General features: G+C 57.0%; 25 protein-coding genes and 1 pseudogene. 15 read left to right on the forward strand and 11 right to left on the reverse strand.

Annotated features, from left to right (window positions below):
- Positions 1-18: 18 nt before the first annotated feature.
- The 4 genes from V7Q41_RS07985 to V7Q41_RS08000 are packed head-to-tail and all read right to left on the reverse strand — an operon-like array spanning position 19 to position 4,003.
- A complete protein-coding gene (locus tag V7Q41_RS07985; RefSeq protein ID WP_333845199.1) occupies positions 19-1,992 on the reverse strand; it encodes a hybrid sensor histidine kinase/response regulator in 1,974 nt (657 codons plus the stop codon).
- A gap of 14 nt (positions 1,993-2,006) precedes the next feature.
- Complete coding sequence (locus V7Q41_RS07990; protein ID WP_333845202.1) at positions 2,007-2,576, reverse strand: YfiR family protein; 570 nt, start codon at positions 2,574-2,576, stop codon at positions 2,007-2,009.
- Between the two features lie 15 nt (positions 2,577-2,591).
- Positions 2,592-3,317, reverse strand: coding sequence for a TonB-dependent receptor domain-containing protein (locus V7Q41_RS07995; protein ID WP_333845205.1), 726 nt, complete (start codon positions 3,315-3,317; stop codon positions 2,592-2,594).
- Positions 3,224-4,003: a TonB-dependent receptor plug domain-containing protein gene (locus V7Q41_RS08000; RefSeq protein WP_333845209.1), complete on the reverse strand. Its 780-nt coding sequence runs from the start codon at positions 4,001-4,003 to the stop codon at positions 3,224-3,226. The genes V7Q41_RS07995 and V7Q41_RS08000 overlap by 94 nt, the downstream gene beginning before the upstream one ends.
- 220 nt (positions 4,004-4,223) lie before the next feature.
- Here V7Q41_RS08000 and V7Q41_RS08005 point away from each other — a divergent pair, with 220 nt between their 5' ends.
- The gene (locus V7Q41_RS08005) at positions 4,224-5,444 is read left to right on the forward strand and encodes an FAD-dependent monooxygenase (protein ID WP_333845212.1); all 1,221 of its coding nucleotides are present in this window, start codon (positions 4,224-4,226) and stop codon (positions 5,442-5,444) included.
- A 13-nt stretch (positions 5,445-5,457) separates the two neighbouring features.
- Here V7Q41_RS08005 and argF read toward each other — a convergent pair whose 3' ends face one another.
- Positions 5,458-6,399: an ornithine carbamoyltransferase gene (gene argF / locus V7Q41_RS08010; RefSeq protein WP_333845215.1), complete on the reverse strand. Its 942-nt coding sequence runs from the start codon at positions 6,397-6,399 to the stop codon at positions 5,458-5,460.
- Positions 6,396-7,592 (reverse strand): aspartate aminotransferase family protein, encoded by a 1,197-nt coding sequence (locus tag V7Q41_RS08015; protein ID WP_333845217.1) that lies wholly within the window; start codon positions 7,590-7,592, stop codon positions 6,396-6,398. The genes argF and V7Q41_RS08015 overlap by 4 nt, the downstream gene beginning before the upstream one ends.
- Before the next feature lie 195 nt (positions 7,593-7,787).
- Between V7Q41_RS08015 and V7Q41_RS08020 the strand changes: the two genes are divergently transcribed.
- Positions 7,788-8,108, forward strand: coding sequence for a DUF3579 domain-containing protein (locus V7Q41_RS08020; protein ID WP_333845219.1), 321 nt, complete (start codon positions 7,788-7,790; stop codon positions 8,106-8,108).
- Positions 8,109-8,214: 106 nt separating this feature from the next.
- Here the strand turns inward: V7Q41_RS08020 and rpsT are convergent, their stop codons facing one another.
- Complete coding sequence (gene rpsT / locus V7Q41_RS08025) at positions 8,215-8,514, reverse strand: 30S ribosomal protein S20 (RefSeq protein ID WP_104801021.1); 300 nt, start codon at positions 8,512-8,514, stop codon at positions 8,215-8,217.
- Between the two features lie 73 nt (positions 8,515-8,587).
- Here rpsT and murJ point away from each other — a divergent pair, with 73 nt between their 5' ends.
- Entirely contained in the window at positions 8,588-10,153 is a 1,566-nt protein-coding gene (gene murJ, locus V7Q41_RS08030; protein WP_333845226.1) for a murein biosynthesis integral membrane protein MurJ, read from the forward strand.
- A gap of 24 nt (positions 10,154-10,177) precedes the next feature.
- Positions 10,178-10,882: pseudogene (locus V7Q41_RS08035) on the forward strand (SirB1 family protein); the annotation flags it as partial.
- A 25-nt stretch (positions 10,883-10,907) separates the two neighbouring features.
- Here the strand turns inward: V7Q41_RS08035 and purM are convergent.
- Positions 10,908-11,957: a phosphoribosylformylglycinamidine cyclo-ligase gene (gene purM, locus V7Q41_RS08040; RefSeq protein WP_333845227.1), complete on the reverse strand. Its 1,050-nt coding sequence runs from the start codon at positions 11,955-11,957 to the stop codon at positions 10,908-10,910.
- A gap of 83 nt (positions 11,958-12,040) precedes the next feature.
- Between purM and V7Q41_RS08045 the strand changes: the two genes are divergently transcribed.
- From V7Q41_RS08045 to folK, 5 genes are read left to right on the forward strand one after another with little or no spacing between them, the layout of a single operon-like run.
- Complete coding sequence (locus V7Q41_RS08045) at positions 12,041-13,114, forward strand: AI-2E family transporter (RefSeq protein WP_333845228.1); 1,074 nt, start codon at positions 12,041-12,043, stop codon at positions 13,112-13,114.
- A gap of 6 nt (positions 13,115-13,120) precedes the next feature.
- Positions 13,121-13,807, forward strand: a complete 687-nt coding sequence (gene hda / locus V7Q41_RS08050; protein ID WP_333845230.1) for a DnaA regulatory inactivator Hda — start codon at positions 13,121-13,123, stop codon at positions 13,805-13,807.
- Complete coding sequence (locus V7Q41_RS08055) at positions 13,807-14,478, forward strand: HAD family hydrolase (protein WP_333845232.1); 672 nt, start codon at positions 13,807-13,809, stop codon at positions 14,476-14,478. The genes hda and V7Q41_RS08055 overlap by 1 nt, the downstream gene beginning before the upstream one ends.
- A complete protein-coding gene (gene pcnB / locus V7Q41_RS08060) occupies positions 14,475-16,049 on the forward strand; it encodes a polynucleotide adenylyltransferase PcnB (RefSeq protein ID WP_333845234.1) in 1,575 nt (524 codons plus the stop codon). Before V7Q41_RS08055 ends, pcnB begins: the two co-directional genes overlap by 4 nt.
- A 14-nt stretch (positions 16,050-16,063) precedes the next feature.
- Positions 16,064-16,564: a 2-amino-4-hydroxy-6-hydroxymethyldihydropteridine diphosphokinase gene (gene folK, locus V7Q41_RS08065; RefSeq protein WP_333845237.1), complete on the forward strand. Its 501-nt coding sequence runs from the start codon at positions 16,064-16,066 to the stop codon at positions 16,562-16,564.
- On the opposite strand, the gene V7Q41_RS08070 is transcribed toward folK, so the two are convergent.
- Positions 16,531-16,977: a hypothetical protein gene (locus V7Q41_RS08070; protein WP_333845239.1), complete on the reverse strand. Its 447-nt coding sequence runs from the start codon at positions 16,975-16,977 to the stop codon at positions 16,531-16,533. The two genes, folK and V7Q41_RS08070, sit on opposite strands and share 34 nt — an antisense overlap.
- 107 nt (positions 16,978-17,084) lie before the next feature.
- Between V7Q41_RS08070 and rpsP the strand changes: the two genes are divergently transcribed.
- From rpsP to V7Q41_RS08100, 6 genes are all read left to right on the forward strand, one after another.
- Positions 17,085-17,339 (forward strand): 30S ribosomal protein S16, encoded by a 255-nt coding sequence (gene rpsP, locus V7Q41_RS08075; RefSeq protein WP_310614075.1) that lies wholly within the window; start codon positions 17,085-17,087, stop codon positions 17,337-17,339.
- An 18-nt stretch (positions 17,340-17,357) separates the two neighbouring features.
- Positions 17,358-17,921 (forward strand): ribosome maturation factor RimM, encoded by a 564-nt coding sequence (gene rimM, locus V7Q41_RS08080; protein ID WP_333845245.1) that lies wholly within the window; start codon positions 17,358-17,360, stop codon positions 17,919-17,921.
- A gap of 23 nt (positions 17,922-17,944) precedes the next feature.
- Positions 17,945-18,706, forward strand: a complete 762-nt coding sequence (trmD, locus tag V7Q41_RS08085) for a tRNA (guanosine(37)-N1)-methyltransferase TrmD (protein WP_333845249.1) — start codon at positions 17,945-17,947, stop codon at positions 18,704-18,706.
- 91 nt (positions 18,707-18,797) lie between these two features.
- Complete coding sequence (rplS, locus tag V7Q41_RS08090; RefSeq protein ID WP_333845251.1) at positions 18,798-19,193, forward strand: 50S ribosomal protein L19; 396 nt, start codon at positions 18,798-18,800, stop codon at positions 19,191-19,193.
- 57 nt (positions 19,194-19,250) lie between these two features.
- Positions 19,251-19,925: a CoA pyrophosphatase gene (locus V7Q41_RS08095; RefSeq protein ID WP_333845254.1), complete on the forward strand. Its 675-nt coding sequence runs from the start codon at positions 19,251-19,253 to the stop codon at positions 19,923-19,925.
- 39 nt (positions 19,926-19,964) lie between these two features.
- Positions 19,965-20,927: a CobD/CbiB family protein gene (locus V7Q41_RS08100; RefSeq protein ID WP_333845257.1), complete on the forward strand. Its 963-nt coding sequence runs from the start codon at positions 19,965-19,967 to the stop codon at positions 20,925-20,927.
- Between the two features lie 25 nt (positions 20,928-20,952).
- On the opposite strand, the gene rsgA is transcribed toward V7Q41_RS08100, so the two are convergent.
- Both rsgA and V7Q41_RS08110 read right to left on the reverse strand, forming a co-directional pair.
- Positions 20,953-21,840, reverse strand: a complete 888-nt coding sequence (gene rsgA / locus V7Q41_RS08105) for a ribosome small subunit-dependent GTPase A (protein WP_333845260.1) — start codon at positions 21,838-21,840, stop codon at positions 20,953-20,955.
- Positions 21,837-23,093: a M48 family metallopeptidase gene (locus V7Q41_RS08110; RefSeq protein WP_333845350.1), complete on the reverse strand. Its 1,257-nt coding sequence runs from the start codon at positions 23,091-23,093 to the stop codon at positions 21,837-21,839. The genes rsgA and V7Q41_RS08110 overlap by 4 nt, the downstream gene beginning before the upstream one ends.
- Positions 23,094-23,110 lie beyond the last annotated feature (17 nt).

The raw sequence follows: 23,110 nt of genomic DNA on the forward strand, positions 1-23,110 counted from the left end.
GTGCCTTTTGCCAGCAAGTTAAGTCCATCGTTGCAAGACATTGAACAAGTCTTGCCCTGAAAAGGGTTTGCTCAGGTAGTCATCCATGCCAGCGGCTTCGCATTTCTCGCGATCACCTGGCATGGCATGTGCCGTCAGTGCCACGATAGGTGTTCGCGCGCGCTGGGCAGATACGCCTTCAAAGCTTTCCCATTGACGGATTTGACGCGTGGCCTCATAGCCATCTACATCGGGCATTTGGCAGTCCATGAGTACCAGGTCGTACGTGTGGGAGATGGCGGCCTCAAAGCCCTCTTTGCCGCCGCTGGCGATGGTCACATCGCATCCCAAGCGCTGCAGTGCGGTGCGCGCCAAAATTTGATTGACGGGGTGATCCTCCACCACCAGCACACGACGGTTGCCGATCAGTGCCGAAGCAGCGTCAGTGTGGCTTGGCATGACTTGATGCGGCAAGCTTTGGTTAGCCAAGGGCGTGTCATGGGCATTTTCTAATGCCAGCGTGAAGCCAAAGGTGCTGCCTTGGCTAACTTGGCTGTGCACTTGCATGTCGCCACCCATGAGTTTGACCAAACGCTGGGCAATCGCCAAGCCCAGGCCTGTGCCCCCATGACGGCGTGCAGTGCTGATATCGCCTTGGTTGAATTCGTCAAAGATTTGCGCTTGCTGGTCTGTGGGAATGCCAATGCCAGTGTCTGTGACTTCGAAGCGTAACTGGCTGGTGTTTTCGCCGCTGCTGATGTGGATGAGGCGTAATTGCACATGGCCTGTGTTGGTGAACTTGATGGCATTGCCCAAGAGATTGGCCAAAATTTGGCGCAAGCGCCCCGCATCCACGCGGCACCAGTGGGGTGTATCAGCGTCAACATGTAAGTTGAGAGACAAGCCTTTGATCTTGGCGCTACGATGAAACAGCTGAATCAAATCTTGCAATAAAACGCGCAGCTGGACATCCGAAGGGCTGAGCACCATTTTGTTGGCTTCGATTTTTGAAAAGTCAAGAATGTCGTTGATGATGTTGAGCAAAGCGCGGCCCGAGTCGAGCACAGTCTGTACTTGGCTGCGTTGCTCGGTCTCTAATGGGCTTTCAAGCAGCAATTCGGTCATGCCCAAAATGCCACTCATGGGGGTACGAATCTCATGGCTCATATTGGCCAAGAACATCGACTTCACGTAGGCCGCTTGTTCTGCAACCAAGCGCGCTTGGGTCGCTTGTTCGACCGCGAGAGCCAGCTCACGGTTACTTTGTGCTAGCTCACGGTTGCGGTCATCTAGAGCAAGTTCGCGCGCTTGCAAATGGGCCAACATTTCATTGAAACCCTGGGTGAGTTGGCCCACCTCGTCGTCAGATGTACTGCGCACGCGAAGGCTGAAATCTTGGTCCTGCGTGAGTTGGCGCATGGATTTCGCCAATTGGGTGATGGGTTCAACCAGTTGTTGCTGTAGAGATGCCACCACGCGCATGGCCAACCAGCCGGAAATCAAAGAGATCAAGGCAATCAGCAACAGGCTAATCCACCACTGTTGAAACAACCGGTTGAGGCTGGCGCTGATCACCAAATAGCCCACAGTTTCGTTGTGCAACAAAACGGGCGCGGTGTGTGTGATCGACTTGGTTTGCAGGTCAAAGTGGTTGTGTCCGTGCGCTTCTGAAGCACTCAACTGCTTGGGATGTGTGAAGTCCTTGTGGCGTGTTTCGGTGTAGTTGGCAAAACGTTGGCGCTCACTGTTGTATAGCGTGACCGCCACAATGTCTTGTTCTGCCTGAACCGATTGCAACAGCAGTTGTGCTTGGCGCGCGTCTTCAAATTCCAAGGCCGCAGTCAGGTTGCTGCCTGCCATTTGTGCCACCACCGCCAAGCGCTCGGACATGTGTTGCTGGAATGTCCAACCTTGGTAGAGCATCAGCAGCAAGGTGGTTGACAACAACGCGAGGCTGACCGCGCGCAGCATCAAGCGGTTCAGTTTGTTTTTGATCAAGTCGGGTTTGCGCATACAGATGTGTTTGTTCAATCCACCACGCGTGCCAGCTCAAGCAGTGGCGCACCGATTTGCAGGCCCTGCTCGCGCGCATAACGCAACTGGATTTCAAATCCGATGCGGTTGTCTTGCTGCACCAAATTGATGATGCCGCCGCGTTTGTTGAAGTCGGGCATGTCGCTGATCGTCAGCACGGCGGCGTTGCCGGAGTTGTACAACTGTGCTGGGGTGATGTCACGCACACCCTCGCTCACAAAAAGAACATGGCAGCCTCGTGTGTCCAAAGGCGTGCCGAGTTTGCGCATTCGGACCTCCCGCTCTTTTATTTTTTGACCTTGCAAACTCTGCAACGCTGCTTCGGTGGGTGAGTCTCCCCAAGTGCAAATTTGCAAAGGGTCCGCCCCACGAGGCGCGCTCTCTGCGGACCAATCTACAAATTTAAGCAAGCGTAAAACCAACACTGCTTTGATCCGCGCAGCGCGCTGCGGCTCTGCCCACACAGCGCTTGTGCCCAGGCAAGCGCAAAGCACCACGATGCAGAGCCCAACACACCAAATGGTGTGGGTCAAGCGGGGGTTTTGACAACGCTGGAGTTGCATGAATTGCCTGTTTGCTCAGTACTGCAAACGCAGTCCAAAATTCAGCGAAGGGCCAATCAGGGTGCGTGCCACGTCAGCGGCCTCAGACACGAACTCAAGGTGTCGCGACGTCATGAGGTTGCGCCCAGTCACGCTCCACTGCACGCCGGGTTGACTTGACCAAGCCCAGCGCATGTCCAAGGTGGTGTAGCTGGGCACAGACTGACCAAAGAGCACATCACGCAGCGCGCCTACATGACGCGCCATGACGTCAAGTTCAGTGCGGGCATCGGGGGTGTAAGACCAGCGCACGGATCCTTTCCATTTAGGACTGCTGTCGGGGGAATCCCAGCTGTAGACGTTGGTGGCTGATGTTTGTAGGGTCATGGCGTAGCGCGTCACATTGGCTTGCCAACGGTGTTGGCGTGAGGCTTGCCAATCGAGCCACGCTTCCAAGCCATAGCTGTGGCCACTGAAATCATTGGTCAATGTGGCGGGCAGGACCAGATACTGATTGGGCAGCGGCACAGGCGAGTAGCACTCTGCGTAAGGCGGTGAGCCAGCGGGCAATGGCAGGTTGTAGGAGGGCATGCAGCGCATGTTATTCACGTTAAAACTGCCTGCACGCAATTGGCTGTAATCGTTGTGATAAGCGGCTGTGTCTAAGGTCAAACCGGGTGCCAAACGTTGCTTCCAACCGATTTCATAAGCCCACAGCTGTGGTTGAGGTCCGCGCGCCAGCCAAGGCGTTGTTGCCGCCAAGCGTCCATGGCACCACCTTGCCCATTGGCAAGAGTGAGCGCTTTGTTTTCGAACGCTTTGCCATAGAGTCGCCAGTGGCCTAGGCCATCCAACTGGCCGCCACGGCGCATAGAAAGTTGGCCTTGTGTGGTGCTGCCCGCGCTCATGTCGATCAAGGTGCCTTGTGTGGCCAAAGCAGATTTGGTGATGATATTGATCACGCCGTTGACTGCATTGGCCCCCCACAATGCCGCGCCTGGGCCTCGAATCACTTCAATGCGTTCGATGTCTGCCAAGACTGTGTCTTGCACATCCCAAAATACGCCCGAAAACATGGGTGAATAAACGGTGCGTCCGTCAATCATGACCAATAGTTTGTTGGCAAAGCGTCCATTGGTGCCACGTGCACTCACCGCCCAAGCATTGGCGCTGATTTGGGCTACATGCAGGCCTGGCGCCAGACGCAAAGCATCAGGAATATTTTGCGCCCCGGCGCGCCGAATATCGTCACCGGTAAGGACAAAAACGGCGGCCGCCGAGCGTGACACTGTTTGCGGTTTTTTGGACACCGAGGTGATCTCGAGTTCCATCACCTCTTGCAGCGCCAAGGCTAAGAAAGGTTCACGATCAGCTGTTTGTGCATGAGCGCCCGCATATATCAGGCCAAGCAATACGGCGATGTAAGTTTTGATCTCATATGTTTTCATGAATCAATTCCAAAGTCGGGGTGTTAGCTCAAAATAGACACCTAGGATGATAAGTTGGTTGTATTTTCTTACAAATTTCAATCCAATTTGTTAATTAGATAATAAATTCAATAAGCTTAAAAGAAATTTCAAGTTTTTTTCTTCACCGCTGCGCTCGCTTGGCCACCGTCTGAGTTGCGCTGGTGACAGCAAGGGCGATGGATCAAGCAAAATCCCTTGCATGAATCGAAATGTGTTGATTGCAGGTGGTGGCATTGGGGGCGTGGCCACAGGTCTTGCTGCAGCGCGTGCAGGTTGGCACGCCACAGTTTTTGAGCGGGCGGCGGAGTTCTCAGAAGTGGGGGCTGGCGTGCAACTGGGCCCCAACGTCACACGCATTTTGCAAGCATGGGGGATGGGTGCGGCACTCAAACAAGTGGCTGCATTTCCCGCGGGCTTGCACGCACGCAGCTTGAAGACGGGCGAGGTGTTGGCCACGTTTCCTGTCAAACAAGCAGTCACACAATACGGCGCGCCTTATGCTTGCCTTCACCGTGCTGATTTGCATGGCCTGTTGTTGAAAGCCGCAGCACGCGAAGGCGTGCAAGTCGTCAACGATGCGGTGGTTCAAAAGGTGGGCCAATCTGAAAATCAGGCAGTCTTTGATGTTGTGCAGCAGTCCCATTTGAGCCATTACAGCGCCGCTGTGGGGGTGGCTGCGGATGGCGTGTGGAGTCCGTTGCGTCAACAACTTTTAGGCGATGGCTTGCCTTCTTTCACAGGCCATATTGCTTATCGCGCCTTGGTGTCTCAAGCCGACTTGCCCCAGCATTTGCGCAGCCAAGATGCGTCGGTGTGGATGGGTGCACAAGCCCATGTGGTGAGCTACCCCGTTCGGGGCGGCGACTACCTCAATGTGGTGTGTTTGGCGGAGGGCCGTTTGCTTGAAGACGATGCCAAACACTTGCCCGCTTTACACACTTGGAATGCGCAAAAGTCACAAGCGCAAACTTTGGCCGAGCTCAGCCACGCTTTGCGCGGCGCGTGTGTCCCCTTGGTTGATTTGATGCGCGCATGCAGCGATTGGCGTTTGTGGCCCTTGTGCGGCCGAGCTGTCATGCAGGGTGCGCACGAACATGCGCAAGGCCGACTGGCTTTGGTGGGTGATGCCGCACACCCCATGCTGCCTTACTTGGCCCAAGGTGCTGGGATGGCGATTGAAGATGCGGCTGAGCTGGCCTCGCAGTTGCAAGATGCTGCATGGGCCCAAGTGCCCGAGCGCCTGCATCAATTTGCCAATGCCCGTTGGCAGCGCAATGCAAGGGTGCAGGCGAGGGCAGCGCGCAATGGCAAAATTTTTCACGCCACAGGTGGCGTGCAGTGGGTGCGAGATTTAGGCTTGCGTCTGATGGGGCCGCATTTGATGGATATGCCTTGGCTCTACGGCTATCGGCAGCGCTAAGCCGCACCCGTTGTCACTGACGCCCAAGCAACAGGTATTCCATGAGTGCTTTTTGGACGTGCATGCGGTTTTCAGCTTCGTCCCACACCACGCTTTGTGGGCCATCGATCACATCGGCCGCGACCTCTTCGCCGCGATGCGCAGGCAAGCAGTGCATGAACAGTGCGTTGGTTTTGGCTACCGCCATCATCTCGCGGTCCACGCACCAATCGGCGAAGGCTTGTTGGCGCGCGTCGTTTTCAGCTTCAAAGCCCATGCTGGTCCACACATCGGTGGTGACCAGGTCGGCGCCTTCGCAGGCTTGCATGGGGTCTGCAAATACTTTGTAGCAATCGCTGTTGGACAGGCCTGCAATGGCGGGGTCCACTTCGTAGCCGCTCGGTGTGCTGACGTGCACAGTAAAGCCCAGCATGTCGGCCGCTTGCAGCCAAGTGTTGGCCATGTTGTTGCCGTCTCCCACCCAAGCGACGACTTTGCCTTTGAGGCATTCGAGGGGATGCACCGTCAAGCCGCGGTGCTCGATGTAGGTAAAGATGTCGGCCATCACTTGGCAGGGGTGGAACTCGTTGGTCAAGCCGTTGATCACGGGCACGCGCGAATGGGCCGCAAAGTTTTTGATTTTTTCTTGGCCATAGGTGCGAATCATCACCAGATCGGTCATGCGGCTGATCACGCGGGCGCTGTCTTCAATCGGCTCGGCTCTGCCCAGTTGGCTGTCGCCCGTGGTGAGGTTGACCACTGAGCCGCCGAGTTGGTACATGCCAGCTTCAAAGCTCACGCGGGTGCGGGTGGAGGCCTTTTCAAAAATCATGGCCAGTGTGCGGTCGGCCAGGGTGTGGTGCTTTTCGTAGGCTTTGAATTTTTTCTTGATCAGCGCCGCACGTTGGAACACATAGGTGTATTCGTCTGCCGTCAAAGACGTGAACTGCAAGTAATGTTTCAGCGTTTGGGTCATGGGGCTTCTGCCAAGAATGTTTGGATGAGTGGCACCAAGATGGCCACCACTTCGTCGGCCTCTGCTTGCGTGATGATGAGCGGTGGTACCAAACGCACCACACTGTCAGCGGTCACGCTCAGCAGCAAACCCGCATCGAGTGCGCGTTGCATCAACACACCGCAAGAGCGGTCAAGGTCGATGCCAATCATCAGGCCTTGTCCACGAATTTCTTTCACGCCCTTCACACCATCGAGCTCGCGGTGCAAGGCGGCATGCAAATGAGCCCCCACGTTGGTCACGTGGTCGAGCAGCTTGTCTTCCTCCATGATGCGAATGGTTTCCACGCCTGCCCGCATGGCCAGCGGATTGCCACCAAAAGTGGTGCCGTGGTTGCCAGGCTGGAAGATGTGGGCGGCTTTGGGGCCTGCCACCACCGCACCAATTGGCACGCCAGAACCCAAGCCTTTGGCCAGCGGCATCACATCAGGCACGATGCCAGACCATTGGTGGGCAAACCATCGACCCGTGCGGCCCATGCCGCATTGCACTTCATCCACCATCATGAGCCAATCACGCGCATCGCACAGCTGGCGCACTTGCTGCAGGTACTGGGACCGCATGGGCGTCACACCGCCTTCGCCTTGGATGGTTTCCATAAACACAGCCACCACATTGGGGTTGCCTTCGGTGGCTTGTTTGAGTGCGTCGATGTTGTTGACAGGGACGCGGATGAAGCCGCCCATCATGGGACCAAAGCCTGCTTTGATTTTGTCGTTGCCCGTGGCCGCCAATGTGGCCAGTGAGCGGCCGTGAAAGGACTTCTCATAAACCACAATTTCTGGCAGATCAATGCCCTTCATGTGGCCAAACTTGCGCGCCAGTTTCAGGGCTGCTTCGTTGGCTTCTAGGCCGCTGTTGCAAAAGAATGCATTGGTCATGCCCGACAACGCCACCAGCTTGGCTGCCAGGGCTTCTTGCAGGGGGATGTGGTAGTAGTTGCAGCTGTGCATCATCTTGCCCACTTGGTCTTGCAAGGCAGGGGTGAGTTTGGGGTGGGCATGGCCCAAGGTGTTGACGGCGATGCCGGCCAAGGCATCGAGGTAGCACTTGCCCTCGGTGTCCCACACTCGCAAACCTCGGCCATGCGACACCGTCATTGGCAGACGGCCATAGGTGTTCATGGTGTGGGGCGATGCGGCAGGCGTGGTCATGTCAACTCCAAAAATAAAAACGACCCAACGAAGGTTGAGCCGCTGAGCTAAGATTTTAAAGGCACTGACATGACAAAACCGTGGCTCCTTCGAGGGTATCTCCATGCCACAAGTCTTCTATAAGATAGAATGTTTGCCAGTGAGCGAGTGAGGGAGATCCCCCTTCGCCATGCAACCGATTTCAGCCTCTACCCGATGGTTTCACACTCCGCCAAAGAAGTTTTTATTCTGGGTCTGACCCAAGAAGGACGCACGTTTCGCCCCAGTGATTGGGCCGAGCGTTTGGCCGGCGTGATGAGCCAGTTTCGTCCCGGCGGCGCAACCCCTGGCAGCCATTTGAGTTATTCGCCTTGGTGTGTGCCCAATACCTTGGACAACAACAAATGTGTCATCGTTCACACCGATTTGCGCGATGAAGAGCCGATGGCTTGGAACTTTGTGATGAACTTTGCCAAAGACAACAACTTGCAAGTGGTGGAAGCTTGCTTGTTACCTGACTATCCACCCGTGGTTTGACAACAAAAAACCCGCTCAAGAGCGGGTTTTTGCTTTTTCTTTGCTGACAGCGCACCCGTGACAAACGGCGGGCTGATTTGGCAGCCCGGGCTGGTGGCCTAATGAATTAGGCGGCGAGTGCCAAGGCTTTGACCTTGGTGGACAGGCGGCTCTTGTCGCGAGCTGCTTTGTTTTTGTGGAAGATGCCTTTGTCAGCAATCGTGTCCACCACGGCTTGCATCTTGGCAAAGAGCTCGGTGGCTTTGGTTTTGTCGCCAGCGATGACAGCTTTTTCGACATTCTTCACCGCGGTGCGGTACTTGGAACGCAACGAGGTGTTGGCAGCGTTGATTTTGATGTCCTGACGGACGCGTTTACGGCCTGATGCCAGGCGCGGATTTTTTTTCTTGGGTTTGGCTGAAGCCATGATGAGTTTCCTTGAAGGTTTGAGGATGTTGTCAGCAAAGCAGACGATTGTAGCAAATCGCTACACTCCAAGCGTGACATTGTTCAAATCCGCATCTCTTGTTTCTGGCTTGACCCTGGTTTCCCGCATCACTGGATTGATGCGCGAGCTGCTGATTGCCTCGACTTTCGGGGCCAGCGCCTTGACTGACGCCTTCAATGTGGCGTTTCGTATTCCCAATTTATTCCGTCGCCTGTTTGCCGAAGGCGCGTTCAGCCAAGCGTTTGTGCCGGTGCTGGCCGCCAGTCGCCAACAACATGGCGATGCAGCCACCCAAGTGCTGATCAACCAAGTGGCCACCTTGCTCATTTGGGCTTTGTTCGTTACCTCTGTGTTGGGCGTCTTGGGCGCACCTTGGCTGGTGTGGGCCATGGCCAGCGGGTTGAAGCAATCGCCCGAAGGTTTTGACGTGGCGGTCGTGATGACGCGCTTCATGTTTCCCTACATCGCCTTTATGTCCTTGGTCGCCTTAGCGGCGGGTGTGCTGAACACGTGGAAGCGCTTTGCCGTTCCTGCTGCCACGCCCGTGTTGTTGAACGTGTCCATGATTGCCGCCGCTTGGTGGGGCGGCCCGTGGTTTGGCACTTTGGGCGTGCCACCGATTTATGCACTGGCGGTGGGTGTGATGCTGGGCGGTGTGGCTCAGCTCAGCGTGCAGCTATGGGCTTTACGTCGTTTGGGGCTGTTGCCCCGCGTGGGTGTGAGCGGGCGTGCTGTGCGCGAGGCTTGGGGCGCCGAAGGCCCCACGCGCATTTTGCAACTGATGGCGCCTGCCTTGCTGGGTGTGAGCGTGGCGCAGATTTCCCTGCTCATCAACACGCAAATAGCCTCTCAGCTTGTGGCGGGCAGTGTGAGCTGGCTCAGTTATGCCGACCGTTTGATGGAATTCCCCACTGCCTTGTTGGGTGTGGCATTGGGCGTGGTGCTGATGCCCCAGCTCTCGGCAGCCAAGGCGGACAATGACCAGGCTAAATATTCAGACTTGCTCGACTGGGGCTTGCGTTTGGTGTTGTTGTTGGCATTGCCTTGCGCCATGGCGCTGCTGATTTTCTCCAAAGCTTTGGTGGCGGTGCTCTACAACTACGGCGCATTCACCGCCCACGATGTGCAGCAAACCACCTTGGCACTGATGGGCTATGGCGTGGGGTTGCTGGGTCTGGTGGCCATCAAGGTGCTGGCGCCTGGCTATTACGCCAGCCAAAACATTCGCACACCGGTGCGCATTGCGGTGGCGGTCTTGGTCATCACCCAGTTGCTCAATCTGGCCTTGGTGCCTTATTTGGCACATGCGGGTTTGGCCTTGTCCATTGGCTTGGGCGCTTTGGTTAATGCGGCTTGGCTGCTGTGGGGTTTGGTTAAAAACGGCAGCTTTGTGTTGAGCGCAGGCTGGTTGCGCTTTGTGCTGCAAGTGCTGGCCGCGTGTGCGGTATTGGGCGCATGGCTGTGGTGGGCTGCCCAGCATTGGGACTGGACAGCTTTGCGCGCCACGCCGCTGTTGCGCGTGGGCTTGATGACAGGCGTGTTGGCCGTGAGCGCGCTGGTGTATTTTGCTACCCTGGCCGTCACAGGCTTGAAACTGCGCGCCTTGCTGCGCCGATAAACTGCTACAAGAGGAGGCTGCGCCATGGATTTCAAACTCGAAGTGCCCACCACCCTGGAATACTTTGCGTCTTTGGTACAAAGCGATGCGCACTTTCCTCTGCTTGAAGCCGTGACCAGTTTGGCCCAAGACGAATACCCCGAGCTGGATATTCAAGAAGTGTTGGGCCATGTGGATCAGCTGGGCAACCGATTAAAGCAACGCCTGCCCGCCGATGCGGGCGCTTTGCAAAAGCTGCGCTTGCTCAACAAGTTCTTTTTTGACGAGCACGGATTTGGTGGCAACCTCAACAACTATTACGACCCCGACAACAGCTACCTGCACGTCATGTTGCGCACGCGCCGTGGTATTCCCATCAGCTTGGCCGTGTTGTGGCTAGAACTGGCGCAAAGCATCGGGCTCAATGCCCAAGGTGTGGGCTTTCCGGGGCACTTTTTGGTCAAAGTACGCTTGCCTCACCCCAACGAAGGGCAGGTGGTGATTGACCCGTTCACGGGCGAATCGCTGAGCAAAGAAGACTTGTCTGAGCGTTTGATGCCCTTGCATGCCGAGTCGGGCTTGATGCGCGACGGCCATGTGTCAGATGAGTTGCTCAAACACTATTTGCGCGCCGCCACGCCACGCGAAATCGTGGCGCGCATGTTGCGCAATTTAGAAGAGGTCTACACCTCGCACCAAGACCCTGAGCGTTTGATGCTGGTGAGGCAGCGGTTGATGGTGCTGCTGCCCTCGTTTGGCAGCCAAGATTGAGCGTTTAAGCCACCACCACCGCAGCGCCTTCGCCACGTTGGGCAATCACACCAATGGTGTGCACCTGCTCGCCGTGGGCGCGCAGCACCTCGGCACAAGCAGCAGCGTGGGCTGCGTCAATGACCACCACCATGCCGATGCCGTTGTTGAAGGTGCGGTTCATTTCCATGTCGTCGATGCCCGCTGTGTTTTGCAACCAAGCAAACAGCTCGGTTTGTGGCCAGCTGCCTTTGGTCAGGTGTGCGGCCATGCCTTCGGGCAACACTCGTGGGATGTTTTCTAACAAGCCGCCACCTGTGATGTGGGCGAGGGCTTTGATGCCGGAGGCATCTTGCGTGTTGGGGTGCGCGGCCAAGGCGGCCAACACACTCTTGACGTACAGGCGGGTGGGGGCCATGATGGCTTCTTTGAACGGCTGGCCGTCTAAGGTGGCGGGTGCGTTTGCACCCGCACGCTCAATGACTTTGCGCACCAGCGAGAAGCCGTTGGAGTGCACGCCCGATGAGGCCAAGCCCAACACCACGTCACCTGGCTGGACGTGATGGCCGGTCAAGATGTTGGATTTTTCTACCGCGCCCACGGCAAAACCTGCGAGGTCGTATTCGCCGTCGGGGTACATGCCGGGCATTTCAGCGGTTTCGCCGCCAATCAGGGCGCAGCCTGACAGCTCGCAACCTTTGGCAATACCACCCACCACCGCAGCGGCGGTGTCGATGTGCAGTTTGCCGCAGGCAAAGTAGTCGAGGAAGAACAGGGGTTCGGCGCCTTGCACCAACACGTCGTTCACGCTCATGGCCACCAAGTCGATGCCTACTGTGTCGTGCATTTGCCATTCAAAGGCTAGTTTCAGCTTGGTGCCCACGCCGTCAGTGCCGCTGACCAGCACGGGTTCTTTGTAGCGCTTGGGCACTTCAAATAGTGCGCCAAACCCCCCGATGCCAGCCAACACGCCCTCGCGCATGGTTTTTTTGGCCAAGGGCTTGATGCGTTCGACCAAGGCATCGCCTGCGACGATGTCGACGCCGGCGTCTTTGTAGGAGAGGGGTTTGTTCATAGTGAGGAGGTGCTGGGGCGCTGTCAAGGTGTGCGCCGATAGAATCGAGCTGTCATTTTAAAGCCAACACCTTCACACGCTGTATGCAATTCACTCCCGCTCAACAACATGCCTTGTCTTGGACCGGCCTTACCGCAGTGGCGGCGCTTGTTTTGTGGCTGCTGGGACCTGTGCTCATGCCTTTTGTGGTGGCTGCTGTGTTGGCTTATGTGCTGAGCCCTTTGGTGCGTGGCTTTCAGCGAACGTTTGGCCGTCGCGTGCCCCGCTTGGTGGCGGTGGTGCTGGTCGAAGTGCTGTTTTTGTTGTTGGTGGTGGCTTTGTTCACCTTGCTGATTCCGATCTTGGCCCACGAGCTGCCGCGCATGCGCGACCAAGTGCCTGTCTTGGTCGAGCGACTGCAAACCGACATCGCGCCTTGGCTGCAAGCCAAAGGCATTCCTGTCATGCTGGACAGTGCCAGCATCAAAGCGTTTGTGTTGCAAAACTTCAGCACTTCGTTTGAAGACGGCTTCAAGCAAGCCCTTGCCTCGCTGCGCATTGGGGGCAGCGTGGCCTTGGCCGTGGTGGGGAATTTGGTGTTGATTCCTGTGGTGCTGTTTTATTTGTTGGCCGACTGGCAGCGCTTCGTGCGTCATGTTGAAGCGCTGGTACCCATGCCCGCTCGAGCGGCTTACGACAGCTTTGTGTCGGAGTGTGACGATGTGTTGGGCCAATACCTGCGTGGGCAGCTGTCGGTCATGGCCTTGTTGGCCGTCTATTACAGCTTGGCGCTGTGGGCGTTTGGCCTAGAGCTGGCCTTGCCCATTGGTGTGTTCACAGGCTTGGCTGTATTTGTGCCTTATGTGGGTTTTGGCCTAGGTTTGGTGTTGGCGGTGCTCGCGGGCGTGTTGCAGTTTGCGCCGAGTCAAGCCATGCTGATGGTGGCGGTGGTCTACGGTTTGGGGCAGCTCATTGAAAGCTTCTTGTTGACCCCGCGCTTGGTGGGCGAGCGCATTGGGCTGCACCCGCTGCACGTGATTTTTGCCTTAATGGCCTTTGGCCAGTTGTTTGGTTTTGTAGGTGTGCTGGTGGCCTTGCCTGCCAGCGCCGTGTTGCTGGTGGCCATACGTCGCTTGCGTGCGCAATATCAAGCCAGTGCTTTGTACCGTGGCGTTTAAGTGCAGATGAAGCAAATTGCACTCGACATTGGCTTGGCCCCTGGCCCCACACTCCACAACTTCTTTTCGGGCCCCAACCTTGACGCGCTGCAACACCTGCAGTTGTGGGTGGGCAACGACAAACGCTCTCCCGTGCCCACCTATGTGTGGGGCGAAAGCGGCAGTGGGAAGACCCATCTCCTGCGCGCCGTGCAAGCCGCCTTGCGTGACCAAGGTCACGCGGCGGGTTGGCTGGACGCCACCGTGGCCGAGCCCCTCGCGTTTGAGAATGCTTGGCGCGTGGTCATCATGGACGATGTGCAGCGCTACACCGCGGTGCAGCAACAAGCAGCATTCAATTGGTTTGTCAACGCCATCACGCCCACTGACGGTCAGCAGCGGTGGGTGCTGGCTTCAGGCAGCGTGCCGCCCAGTGACCTGAGCTTGCGCGAGGACTTGCGCACCCGTTTGGGTTGGGGCCATATTTTTCAATTGCAGGTGCTCAGCGAAACCGAACGCCGCGCTGTGTTGCGTCAACAAGCGGACGACCGCGGTGTGTTTTTGAGTGATGAGGTGATGGATTTCATGCTCCACCGCTTCAGTCGCGACCTCAGCAGCCTCATTCAACTGCTCGACCAACTTGATGGCTATGCCCTGCAAACGCAGCGCGCCATCACCATTCCCCTGATCAAAGCCATGCTGGAAGCCATGTGATGAAACTCGCCTTATTTGACCTCGACCACACTTTGTTGCCCATTGATTCTGACCAGTCTTGGGGCGCATTCACAGTCAAGCTGGGTTGGCATGACCGAGACACCTACCTTCAAAAAAATGACGAGTTCTATGCCCACTACCAAGCGGGCACTTTGGACATTCACGACTACGTGCGCTTTGGTGCCCAGGCGTTTTGCCAGCGCGGCCCAGTCGAGGCGGCTGAGGCCCATGCGCAATTCATGCGCGAGGTGGTGCAGCCGGCCCTCCTGCCCCAAGCACTGGCGCTGGTGAAAAAGCACCGCGATGCGGGAGAGCACACCCTCATCATCACCGCCACCAACGAGTTTGTGACCCGCCCCATTGCGCAAGCCTTTGGGGTGCATGATTTGATCGCTGTTGAATTGGTGCGCGATGCCACAGGCTGGTTTACCAACGAAATTTTGGGTGTTCCCAGTCTGCGTGAGGGCAAAGTGCAACGTCTGCAACAATGGCTTATCAGCAAAGGTTTGGACTGGGCCGATGTAGACGCCACGTTCTACAGCGATTCCCGCAACGATTTGCCCTTGTTGGAGCGCGTCAACCACCCCGTGGCGACCAACCCCGACGACACACTGCGCGCCGTGGCCTTAGAAAAAGGCTGGCCGATTTTGGAACTGTTCCCAAAACAATGATCAAACAATTCATCAACAAGCTGATGGGCAAAGCACCTGCCAGCACCCTGCCCAATTTGGGCAAACGCCAAGTGGTGCCTGCCAAGGTGCACGGCATCAATGTCGACTGGGTGGACGAACGCGCTTTGAATGTGGTGCGCACCCTGCAAGACCGAGGTTTTGAGGCCTACATCGTGGGCGGTGCGGTGCGTGACTTGTTGTTGGGTTTGAAGCCCAAAGACTTTGATGTGGCCACCAACGCCACGCCCGAGCAAGTCAAGGCAGCATTTCGTCGCGCCTTCATCATTGGCCGACGCTTTCGCATCGTGCACGTGGTGTATGGCCGCGGTCGCGAACATGAGGTGATTGAGGTGTCCACCTTCCGTGCCCATCTCGACAACGCCGACGCCGAGCAAGTCAAAGGCAACGAACGCAGCAGCAAACAAGAGCTGGCCAATATGAAGCATGCGGTTGACGCGAGTGGCCGTGTGCTGCGCGACAACGTGTGGGGGCCGCAAGACCAAGACGCGGCCCGCCGCGACTTCACCATCAATGCGATGTATTACGACCCCGAAACGGGCAATGTGATCGACTACCACGGCGGCATTGCCGACGCAAAGAAAAAAGTCATCCGCATGATTGGCGATCCAGCCACGCGCTATCGCGAAGACCCTGTGCGCGTGATTCGTGCCGTGCGCTTTGCGGCCAAGTTGTCGGCCTTGGGCTTCAAGCTTGAGAGCAAAACAGCTGCGCCTTTGAAGCGCGCTGCCAAGCTGCTGGCCGATGTGCCGCAAAGCCGCTTGTTTGACGAAATGCTCAAGCTCTTGCAAACCGGCCACGCGCTGGCCAGCATCGAGCAGCTCAAGCTGCAAGGTTTGGCCAAAGGCATTTACCCGCTGCTCGACATTGTGGTGGCGCGTTCAGGCGAGCAGTTTGTCACCACCGCGCTCAACGACACCGACCGCCGCGTCGGCGAGGACAAGCCCGTGGCCCCGAGCTTTTTGCTGGCCTGTGTGTTGTGGTCAGACGTGCGCGAAACCTGGGCCCAGCGCAGCGCCAAGCAGCCCTCGTTCCCTGCACTGCAAGACGCGATTGACGAAGTGTTTGACGCTCGCATCGGTGATGTGTCGGGCCGCGGCAAGCTCGGCGCGGACATGCGCGAAATTTGGATGATGCAACCGCGATTTGAAAAGCGAACAGGCAGCGGACCTTGGACCTTGGTGGACCAAGCACGTTTTCGGGCAGGATTTGACTTCATGCGCTTGCGTGCCGATGTGGGCGAGGTGGACGAAGCCTTGTCAGACTGGTGGCAAGAGTTCAGCATGGCCAGCGACAGCGCGCGTGAAGACCTGTTGCTGCAAGTGCGTCAAGAGCAGCAACAACAAAAATCCCAACGTGTACCCCGCGTGCATGCGGTGCGTCGTGCGCCCAAGCCTGAGGCGCAAGACCCACGTTTCAGAGACGTCGGGCCTGACGGCGTTGACGTGGGTGAAGACGTGGGTGAAGACGGCGGCACATCCCCGGTCAAAAAACGCCGCCGCCGCCGTCGCAAGTCCACCGGCGAAGCGGGTGGGGCATCCCCCGCTGAATAAACCTGGGCCACGCCATGTCAGTCTCTCCCGTCATGGCGTGTGTGGCTCTGGGCGCCAATTTGGGCAACGCAGTGGCCACGGTGCAGCAAGCTTTGCGCGATGTGGCGAATTTACCCACGACACACCTGGTCAAGGCGTCATCGCTTTACCGCAGTGCCCCGTATGAAGCGCAGGGGCCAGACTTCATCAATGCCGTTGTGTTGGTCCAAACACAGCTCAGCGCGCTTGGGTTGTTGCATGCCTTGCAAGCCCTCGAGCTGCAAAGTGGCCGCGAGCGCCCCTACGTCAACGCACCGCGAACGCTAGACCTAGACATGATTTTTTACGGCGATGTTGTTTTAGAAACGCCAGAACTCAGCTTGCCGCACCCCCGTTGGCAGGCGCGTGCGTTTGTGTTGCTGCCTTTGACTGAGGTGTGGCCAGCGCGAGTCAGTGCTGCGCAACTGGCGGCAGTGCAGGACCAAGCGGTTGAAAAACTGCCTTATTCCGACAGCTTTCGCGCCTCTTCGATTTGATACTCAAAGTAACGCTGAAAGCTAAACACGATGCTGGACATCAGCACCGTGGTGCCAATCAGCAGCGCCATGGCAATCGCGCCGATGGTCAGCCAATTGGTTTGGCCAGCCGGTGCGTCTTCGCTCTCGGTGCTGTTGAAGCGGGCGTTCCATGCTTCAGGCGTCATCAGGCCATACACGATGGCATTCAAAGCACAGGCTGCAAAGGTGAAGCCCGCAATCGGAATGAGCCACCAACTGGCCACATCGTCTAGGCCGTATTGCCCTACCCGTTCGATGCCGTAAATGCCCAGTGCAGTGGGGATAGGCAGCAACCAAGCCAAGGTGTCCCACATGCCAAAGAGGTAAAAACGGTGAAGCCCAAAAGGGCCGCCTAAGAAGGCCAGCCAAGCGGCGATGGTTTTGTTTTTCATGGACAGAGTGTAAAGCGCTATACTAGAAGGCTTTTCAGCGTGTCGCAGGCCGGGTGGCTTAGCGCGTGTCTCAAACGTTGAAAAAATTTCCACCCGAAGGATTCATCATGGTCGTCATCCGACTCTCACGCGGCGGTTCTAAAGCCCGTCCGTTTTTTAACATTGTTGTTGCCGACAAGCGCGATCGTCGCGACGGCCGCTTCATCGAGCGCATTGGTTTTTACAACCCAATCGCCAAAGGTCAAGCAGAAAGCTTGCGCGTTGCGCACGACCGTTTGACTCATTGGACCAGCGTGGGCGCTCAGTGCTCTCCGACTGTGATCCGTTTGGTCAAGCAAGCTGCTGCCAAGGTGGCTGCTTAATTGAGCACAAACGCTGCAATGCTGCTGAGCCTAACGTCTGCAGAACTTCCTGCGGACGCCATCGAGGTAGGGCGCATTGCGGATGCTTGGGGCATCAAAGGCTGGTTCAAGGTCTTGCCCCACAGCGCTTCTCCGGAGGCGCTTTTTTCTTCCAAGCGTTGGTTTTTACAACCCTCTGAAAGAGGTGCCAAAACATTTTCTGGCACCGTGCTTTTGAAAATCATCGAAGCCAAAGAACATTCTGATTCTGTGGTGGCCACGGCCCAAGAGGTGGCTGACCGAAACACCGCAGAGCTGCTCAAAGGTGCGCGCATTTTTGTGTCGCGCGCCAGCTTCCCCACCCCCGAGGCAGACGAGTACTACTGGGTTGACCTGATTGGCCTGGACGTGGTCAACCGAGAAGGTGTGGCCCTGGGCGCCGTGCGTGAGTTGTTGCACACGGGCCCACAAACTGTGTTGGTGCTTGCTTACGAAGAAGAGGGCAAGGCTTTCGAGCGCATGATTCCATTTGTGTCTGCCTACATCGACACCGTCGATTTGGCTGGACGCCGAATCACCGCCGACTGGCAGCCTGATTACTAATTGATCAGCCCAAGGCCATCGCCATGCGCTTTGACATCATCACCCTGTTCCCCGAACTGTTTGAGCCGTTTTTAAAAATCGGCATTACGCGCCGCGCTTTCGAGGCGGGCCTGGTGGACGTGCGCTTGTGGAACCCCCGCGATTACGCCGAGGGCAATTACCGCCGTGTGGACGACCGCCCCTTTGGCGGCGGCCCCGGCATGGTGATGATGCCCGAGCCTTTGGCAGCTTGTCTGAGCGCCATTCGCACCGACCGTGGGCAAGGCCGCGATGTGGCTCCGCTGGTGTTGTTCTCGCCGATTGGTGAGATGCTGCGCCATGCAGGCGTGCAGCGCTGGTCGGACAGCCAAGGCGCGGTGCTGTTGTGCGGCCGCTACGAAGGTGTGGATCAGCGCTTCATTGACACCCATGTGGATGCCCAAATCAGCGTGGGTGACTTTGTGTTGTCGGGCGGCGAATTGGCCGCCATGACCTTGTTGGATGCCGTGGCGCGTTTGCAGCCCGGTGTGCTCAATGATGAGGGCAGCCATCAGTTGGACAGTTTTCATCCCGCTTTAGACGGCTTGCTGGATTGCCCGCATTACACCCGTCCCGAGCAATGGCAGGGGCAGGGCGTGCCAGCCGAGCTGATGTCGGGCCACCACATCCACATCGAGCGCTGGCGCCGTGACCAGCGCCTACAGCTCACATCCCGCCTGCGTCCAGAGCTGATTGATGCGGCCCGCGCCGAGTCCAAACTGTCGGCCCAAGACGAGTCTGTTTTGTTGGCGCAAAAAAAGCTATAATTGCAGGCTATTCGATCCTCTGGTCGGCCGCTTCATGCCCACGTGCAAGAAGCCTTTTGTGTAGCGCGACCAAGATCTTTTAGAGGAAAACATGAACCTGATCCAAACCCTTGAGGCAGAAGAAATTGCTCGCCTCGCCAAAGTCATTCCCGAATTTGCACCAGGCGACACGGTTATTGTGAGCGTCAACGTGGTTGAAGGCACACGCAAGCGTTTGCAGGCCTACGAAGGTGTGGTGATCGCCAAGCGCAACCGTGGCCTCAACAGCGGCTTTACTGTGCGCAAAATGTCCAGCGGCGAAGGCGTGGAGCGTACGTTCCAAACTTACAGCCCCTTGATTGCGAGCATCGAAGTCAAGCGTCGCGGTGATGTGCGTCGTGCCAAGTTGTACTACTTGCGTGACCGTAGCGGCAAGTCTGCGCGTATCAAAGAAAAGTTGGTCAGCAAGTCAGCCGCAGCGCTCAAAGCCGCAGCAGCCGCTAAATAAGCAGGTCTCACCTTGCTAATAGGCCACCCCAAGTGAAAGCTTGCGGTGGCTTTTTCTATGTCCCAACCCCCAGAATTTGATCCGCAGCGGGTGCCCGTTTTTCAAGTAGACGTGCACCTGACCGCCGTGGCTGCACAGCACCTCACGCCAGAGGCGTTGCAAGCACGTTTTACCAACCCACCTGCGTGGCAGCCCGAGCTGGTGCGCGAGCGCATGTTCAAGGACCGCGCCCCGACCCAAGCGGCTGTGTTGCTGGGGTTGGTCATGCGCGATGAACCCACGGTGCTATTGACCCAGCGGCCAGCGCACATGTCCACGCACGCAGGGCAAATTGCTTTTGCGGGTGGCAAGTGTGATGAAGGTGATGCCAATGCAGCCGCCACAGCCCTGCGCGAGGCGCATGAGGAGGTGGGCTTAGACGCCCGCCATGTGAAGGTGCTCGGTACCTTGCCCCAATATGTCACCGGCTCTGCCTTTTCTGTGACGCCCGTCGTGGCTTTGATTTCACCCGCCATGACGCTACAGATCAACACCCACGAGGTGTCTGATGCATTTGAAGTGCCGCTGGCTTTTTTGATGAATCCCGCGCACCACCGCTGGCACCGCCACACGTTTGAGGGCGTCACCCGTGAATGGCTTTCCATGCCTTACCAAGACGGGTCACAGCAGCGCTTTGTATGGGGTGCGACTGCGGGCATGTTGCGTAACTTTTACCGCTTCTTACAGGCTTGAATGGCTTCAATTGATGAAACACACCGCTATCATTCGGATATGAGTTTTCTTTCTTTGCTCCTTGCTTTGTTGATTGAACAAGCCCGACCCTTGGTGCAAGGCAATTGGGTGCATGGCAGCGTTCGGATGTGGGTCAATTGGATCAGCCAAACCTTGGATGCGGGCCATCCGCGTTTGGCGTGGACCACTTGGGCCTTGGCTGTTGGCTTGCCCGCTGTCATGGCGGTGGCTGTGCATTGGTTGCTGATCGGTTTGTTTGGGTGGCCTGTGGCCATTATTTGGAGCGTGGCCGTGTTGTATGCCACCTTGGGATTTCGCCAATTCAGTCATCATTTCACCGACATTCGCGATGCCTTGAATGTGGGTGACGAAGGCTTGGCGCGTGAGCTGTTGGCCAAATGGCAACATGTGGAAGTGGGCAGTTTGCCGCGCAGCGAATTGCTGCGACATGTGATTGAGCATTCGGTGCTTTCCGCGCACCACCATGTATTTGGTGTGCTCACTTGGTTCTCGGTGCTGGCGGCCTTGGGTTTTGGCCCCGCAGGTGCAGTGATTTATCGCATGAGTGACATGGTGGCGCAGACTTGGCAGTCATCCTCCAAAACCTCGCAAGCTTGGGTGAGCGATACCTTGCAAGAGGCAGCACAAGATGCATGGCGTCGTATCGATTGGTTGCCTGCACGCATAACCGCTGTGGCCTTTGCGGTGGTGGGTAATTTTGAGGAAGCCATTGACTGCTGGCGCACCCATGCACAACGCTTTCCTGAAGACAACAACGGCGTGTTGCTGGCCGCCACCGCCGGTGCATTGAATGTGCGCTTGGGAGGAGAAGCTTTGCGGGCCCACGATGCCAGCGAAGCGCACGATCAAGACAGCGAAAGTACCCCGGGCCGCACGCCCGAGATGGCGCATCTGTCTAGCGTGGTGGGCTTGGTCTGGCGCAGTGTGGTGCTGTGGTTGGTGCTGTTGGCTTTGCTGACCTTGGCCCGTTTGTTGGGCTAAAGACTGAGCGAATCCTCAACGGCTTTCAATAATTCACAGGCTGGGTGAGTTCGGCAAACAACATGCCGTAGAGCTTGTAGCGCGAAGGGCTGATCGCTCCAGCCGTGACCGCGTCTTGCACCCCGCACGCAGGTTCGTGTAAATGCGTGCAGTTGTAAAACTTGCAGTGCGTCACATGCGGTTTGAAGTCTGGCATGTAGGCTGCCAGCTGCATGGCATCGATATGGTGCACGCCAAACTCTTGAAAACCGGGTGAATCAATCAATCCTGTTTTGCGCTCAGCATCTACCCAATGCCAAGTGGTGGACGTGGTGGTGTGTTTGCCTGAGTTGAGCGCTTGCGAAATTTCCGCCGTGGCCACATTGGCGTTGGGAACCAGCGCGTTGATGAGTGTGCTTTTGCCCGTGCCTGAGGGGCCCAGCACCAGGGTGGTTTTGTGCTTCAGACGCTCAGGCAAGTCACCCAAATCACCGGACTTGAATGCACCTTGCAGCACGGTGTAGCCCATCTTCACGTAAGGCTCAAGGCGTGCAAAGGCACGCGCATGCAGCTCAGTCAAATCACGCTTGTTCAGCACGATCAGGGGCAAGATGTGCTCCGCTTCGGCGGCAATCAGCGCCCGCGTGAGCTGCATTTCAGAGAACTCAGGCTCAGCCGCTAACAAAATGAGCACTTGGTCTAAGTTGGCCGCAAATGACTTGGTGCGAATCTCGTCTTGTCGGTAAAACAAGTTGTGGCGCGGTTCGACTTTTTCGATCGTGCCCTCATCGGTGCTGGCCAGCCAAAGCACGCGGTCACCCACCACCACTTGGCTTTTCTTGCCACGTGGATGGCAAATGCGTCGTTCACCGTTGGGAGACTCCACCATGCAGTGGCGCCCATGGCTGGCCACCACCAAGCCAGGTTGCTTCATGCGGCCATCCGCGCCAAGCGCTGAGACGCGGGCGGGTGGGAATAGTAAAACGCCACATACCAAGGGTCGGGTGTGAGGGTGGAGGCGTTGTCTTGGTACAGCTTCAGCAGGGCGCTGGCCAGGGCCTTGCCATCGCTGTTTGCCACAGCATAGGCGTCGGCTTCAAATTCAAACTTGCGTGAGCGGCCAGCAGACAAAGGCGATACAAAAAAAGTGAACAAAGGCAGCACCAACATGAACAGCAGCAAAGCCAATGCGCTGTTGTGGCCACTCAGGTTAGGCATGACCCCTAAGCCCGTGTAGAACCACACCTGTTGCGATACCCAACCCAGCAATGCCAAGCCTGCAAGGCTGGTAGCAAAACTGGTAGCCATCATTTTCAAAATGTGGCGGTGCTTGAAGTGGCCTAACTCGTGGGCCAATACGGCCTCCATTTCGTCGCCATTCAATTTGGCCAGCAGTGTGTCAAAAAACACCACGCGTTTGGCTGCGCCAAAGCCAGTGAAAAAAGCATTCGAGTGGGCCGAGCGGCGGCTGCCGTCCATCACAAAAAAACCTTTGGCAGTAAAACCCGAGCGGGTCATCAGCGCGGTCACACGTTCTTTGAGGGTGGCGTCTTGTAGCGGTGTGAACTTGTTGAACAAAGGCATGATGACGTTGGGAGCAATCCACATCACAAACAACTGGTACACCACCAGCGCCACCCAAGCGTAGAACCACCACAGCGCGCCGCCAGCTTCCATCAGCCACAGTACCAACCAGAGAATGGGCAAGCCCAACACCATACCGACCAACAAGCCTTTGAGCAGGTCGCTCACCCACAACTTGGGCGTGGTGTTGTTAAAGCCAAAACGCTGTTCAATGCCAAAGGTCTGGTAGAGCGACAAAGGCAAGCCAATCAATCCGCCAATCAAGCCAAAGCTCACCACCAGCGCAACTTGTTGCACCATGCCAGCGCCCAGCCAATCGAGCGTGAGTTTGTTGAGAAGGTCTAAACCGCCGAACAATGTCCACGCCATCAAGGTGATGGCATCGAGCCCCAAGTCCATCAAGCCCACGCGTGATTTAGCGAGTGTGTAGTCGGCGGCTTTTTGGTGCGCATCTAAGCTGATGGTGTGGGCAAAGGCGGCGGGCACTTGGACGCGGTGCTGAGCCACATGGCGCACTTGGCGGCCACTGAGCCACAGTTTGGTGAGAAGGTTGACGACCAGCAAGGCAGCCAGTGTCAAAGTCATTGTGAAAGAGGGATTCATCATGGTGGCAGAGTTTA

Source organism: Limnohabitans sp. (assembly GCF_036804465.1).
In the GTDB taxonomy this organism is placed as follows: Bacteria; Pseudomonadota; Gammaproteobacteria; order Burkholderiales; family Burkholderiaceae_C; genus Limnohabitans.

Bases quoted from the DNA above. Each gene is read 5' to 3' on its own strand.
- rpsT (WP_104801021.1), bottom strand. From the start codon at position 8,514: ATGGCTTCAGCCAAACCCAAGAAAAAAAATCCGCGCCTGGCATCAGGC.
- rimM (WP_333845245.1), top strand. From the start codon at position 17,358: ATGCTGCTGAGCCTAACGTCTGCAGAACTTCCTGCGGACGCCATCGAG.
- V7Q41_RS08000 (WP_333845209.1), bottom strand. From the start codon at position 4,003: ATGAAAACATATGAGATCAAAACTTACATCGCCGTATTGCTTGGCCTG.
- pcnB (WP_333845234.1), top strand. From the start codon at position 14,475: ATGATCAAACAATTCATCAACAAGCTGATGGGCAAAGCACCTGCCAGC.
- V7Q41_RS08015 (WP_333845217.1), bottom strand. From the start codon at position 7,592: ATGACCACGCCTGCCGCATCGCCCCACACCATGAACACCTATGGCCGT.
- V7Q41_RS07990 (WP_333845202.1), bottom strand. From the start codon at position 2,576: ATGCAACTCCAGCGTTGTCAAAACCCCCGCTTGACCCACACCATTTGG.
- V7Q41_RS08055 (WP_333845232.1), top strand. From the start codon at position 13,807: ATGAAACTCGCCTTATTTGACCTCGACCACACTTTGTTGCCCATTGAT.
- hda (WP_333845230.1), top strand. From the start codon at position 13,121: ATGAAGCAAATTGCACTCGACATTGGCTTGGCCCCTGGCCCCACACTC.
- rpsP (WP_310614075.1), top strand. From the start codon at position 17,085: ATGGTCGTCATCCGACTCTCACGCGGCGGTTCTAAAGCCCGTCCGTTT.
- V7Q41_RS08095 (WP_333845254.1), top strand. From the start codon at position 19,251: ATGTCCCAACCCCCAGAATTTGATCCGCAGCGGGTGCCCGTTTTTCAA.
- V7Q41_RS08005 (WP_333845212.1), top strand. From the start codon at position 4,224: ATGAATCGAAATGTGTTGATTGCAGGTGGTGGCATTGGGGGCGTGGCC.
- V7Q41_RS08045 (WP_333845228.1), top strand. From the start codon at position 12,041: ATGCAATTCACTCCCGCTCAACAACATGCCTTGTCTTGGACCGGCCTT.
- trmD (WP_333845249.1), top strand. From the start codon at position 17,945: ATGCGCTTTGACATCATCACCCTGTTCCCCGAACTGTTTGAGCCGTTT.
- V7Q41_RS08110 (WP_333845350.1), bottom strand. From the start codon at position 23,093: ATGAATCCCTCTTTCACAATGACTTTGACACTGGCTGCCTTGCTGGTC.
- rsgA (WP_333845260.1), bottom strand. From the start codon at position 21,840: ATGAAGCAACCTGGCTTGGTGGTGGCCAGCCATGGGCGCCACTGCATG.
- V7Q41_RS08020 (WP_333845219.1), top strand. From the start codon at position 7,788: ATGGTTTCACACTCCGCCAAAGAAGTTTTTATTCTGGGTCTGACCCAA.
- V7Q41_RS08070 (WP_333845239.1), bottom strand. From the start codon at position 16,977: ATGAAAAACAAAACCATCGCCGCTTGGCTGGCCTTCTTAGGCGGCCCT.
- purM (WP_333845227.1), bottom strand. From the start codon at position 11,957: ATGAACAAACCCCTCTCCTACAAAGACGCCGGCGTCGACATCGTCGCA.
- V7Q41_RS08100 (WP_333845257.1), top strand. From the start codon at position 19,965: ATGAGTTTTCTTTCTTTGCTCCTTGCTTTGTTGATTGAACAAGCCCGA.
- rplS (WP_333845251.1), top strand. From the start codon at position 18,798: ATGAACCTGATCCAAACCCTTGAGGCAGAAGAAATTGCTCGCCTCGCC.
- argF (WP_333845215.1), bottom strand. From the start codon at position 6,399: ATGACCCAAACGCTGAAACATTACTTGCAGTTCACGTCTTTGACGGCA.
- V7Q41_RS07985 (WP_333845199.1), bottom strand. From the start codon at position 1,992: ATGCGCAAACCCGACTTGATCAAAAACAAACTGAACCGCTTGATGCTG.
- folK (WP_333845237.1), top strand. From the start codon at position 16,064: ATGTCAGTCTCTCCCGTCATGGCGTGTGTGGCTCTGGGCGCCAATTTG.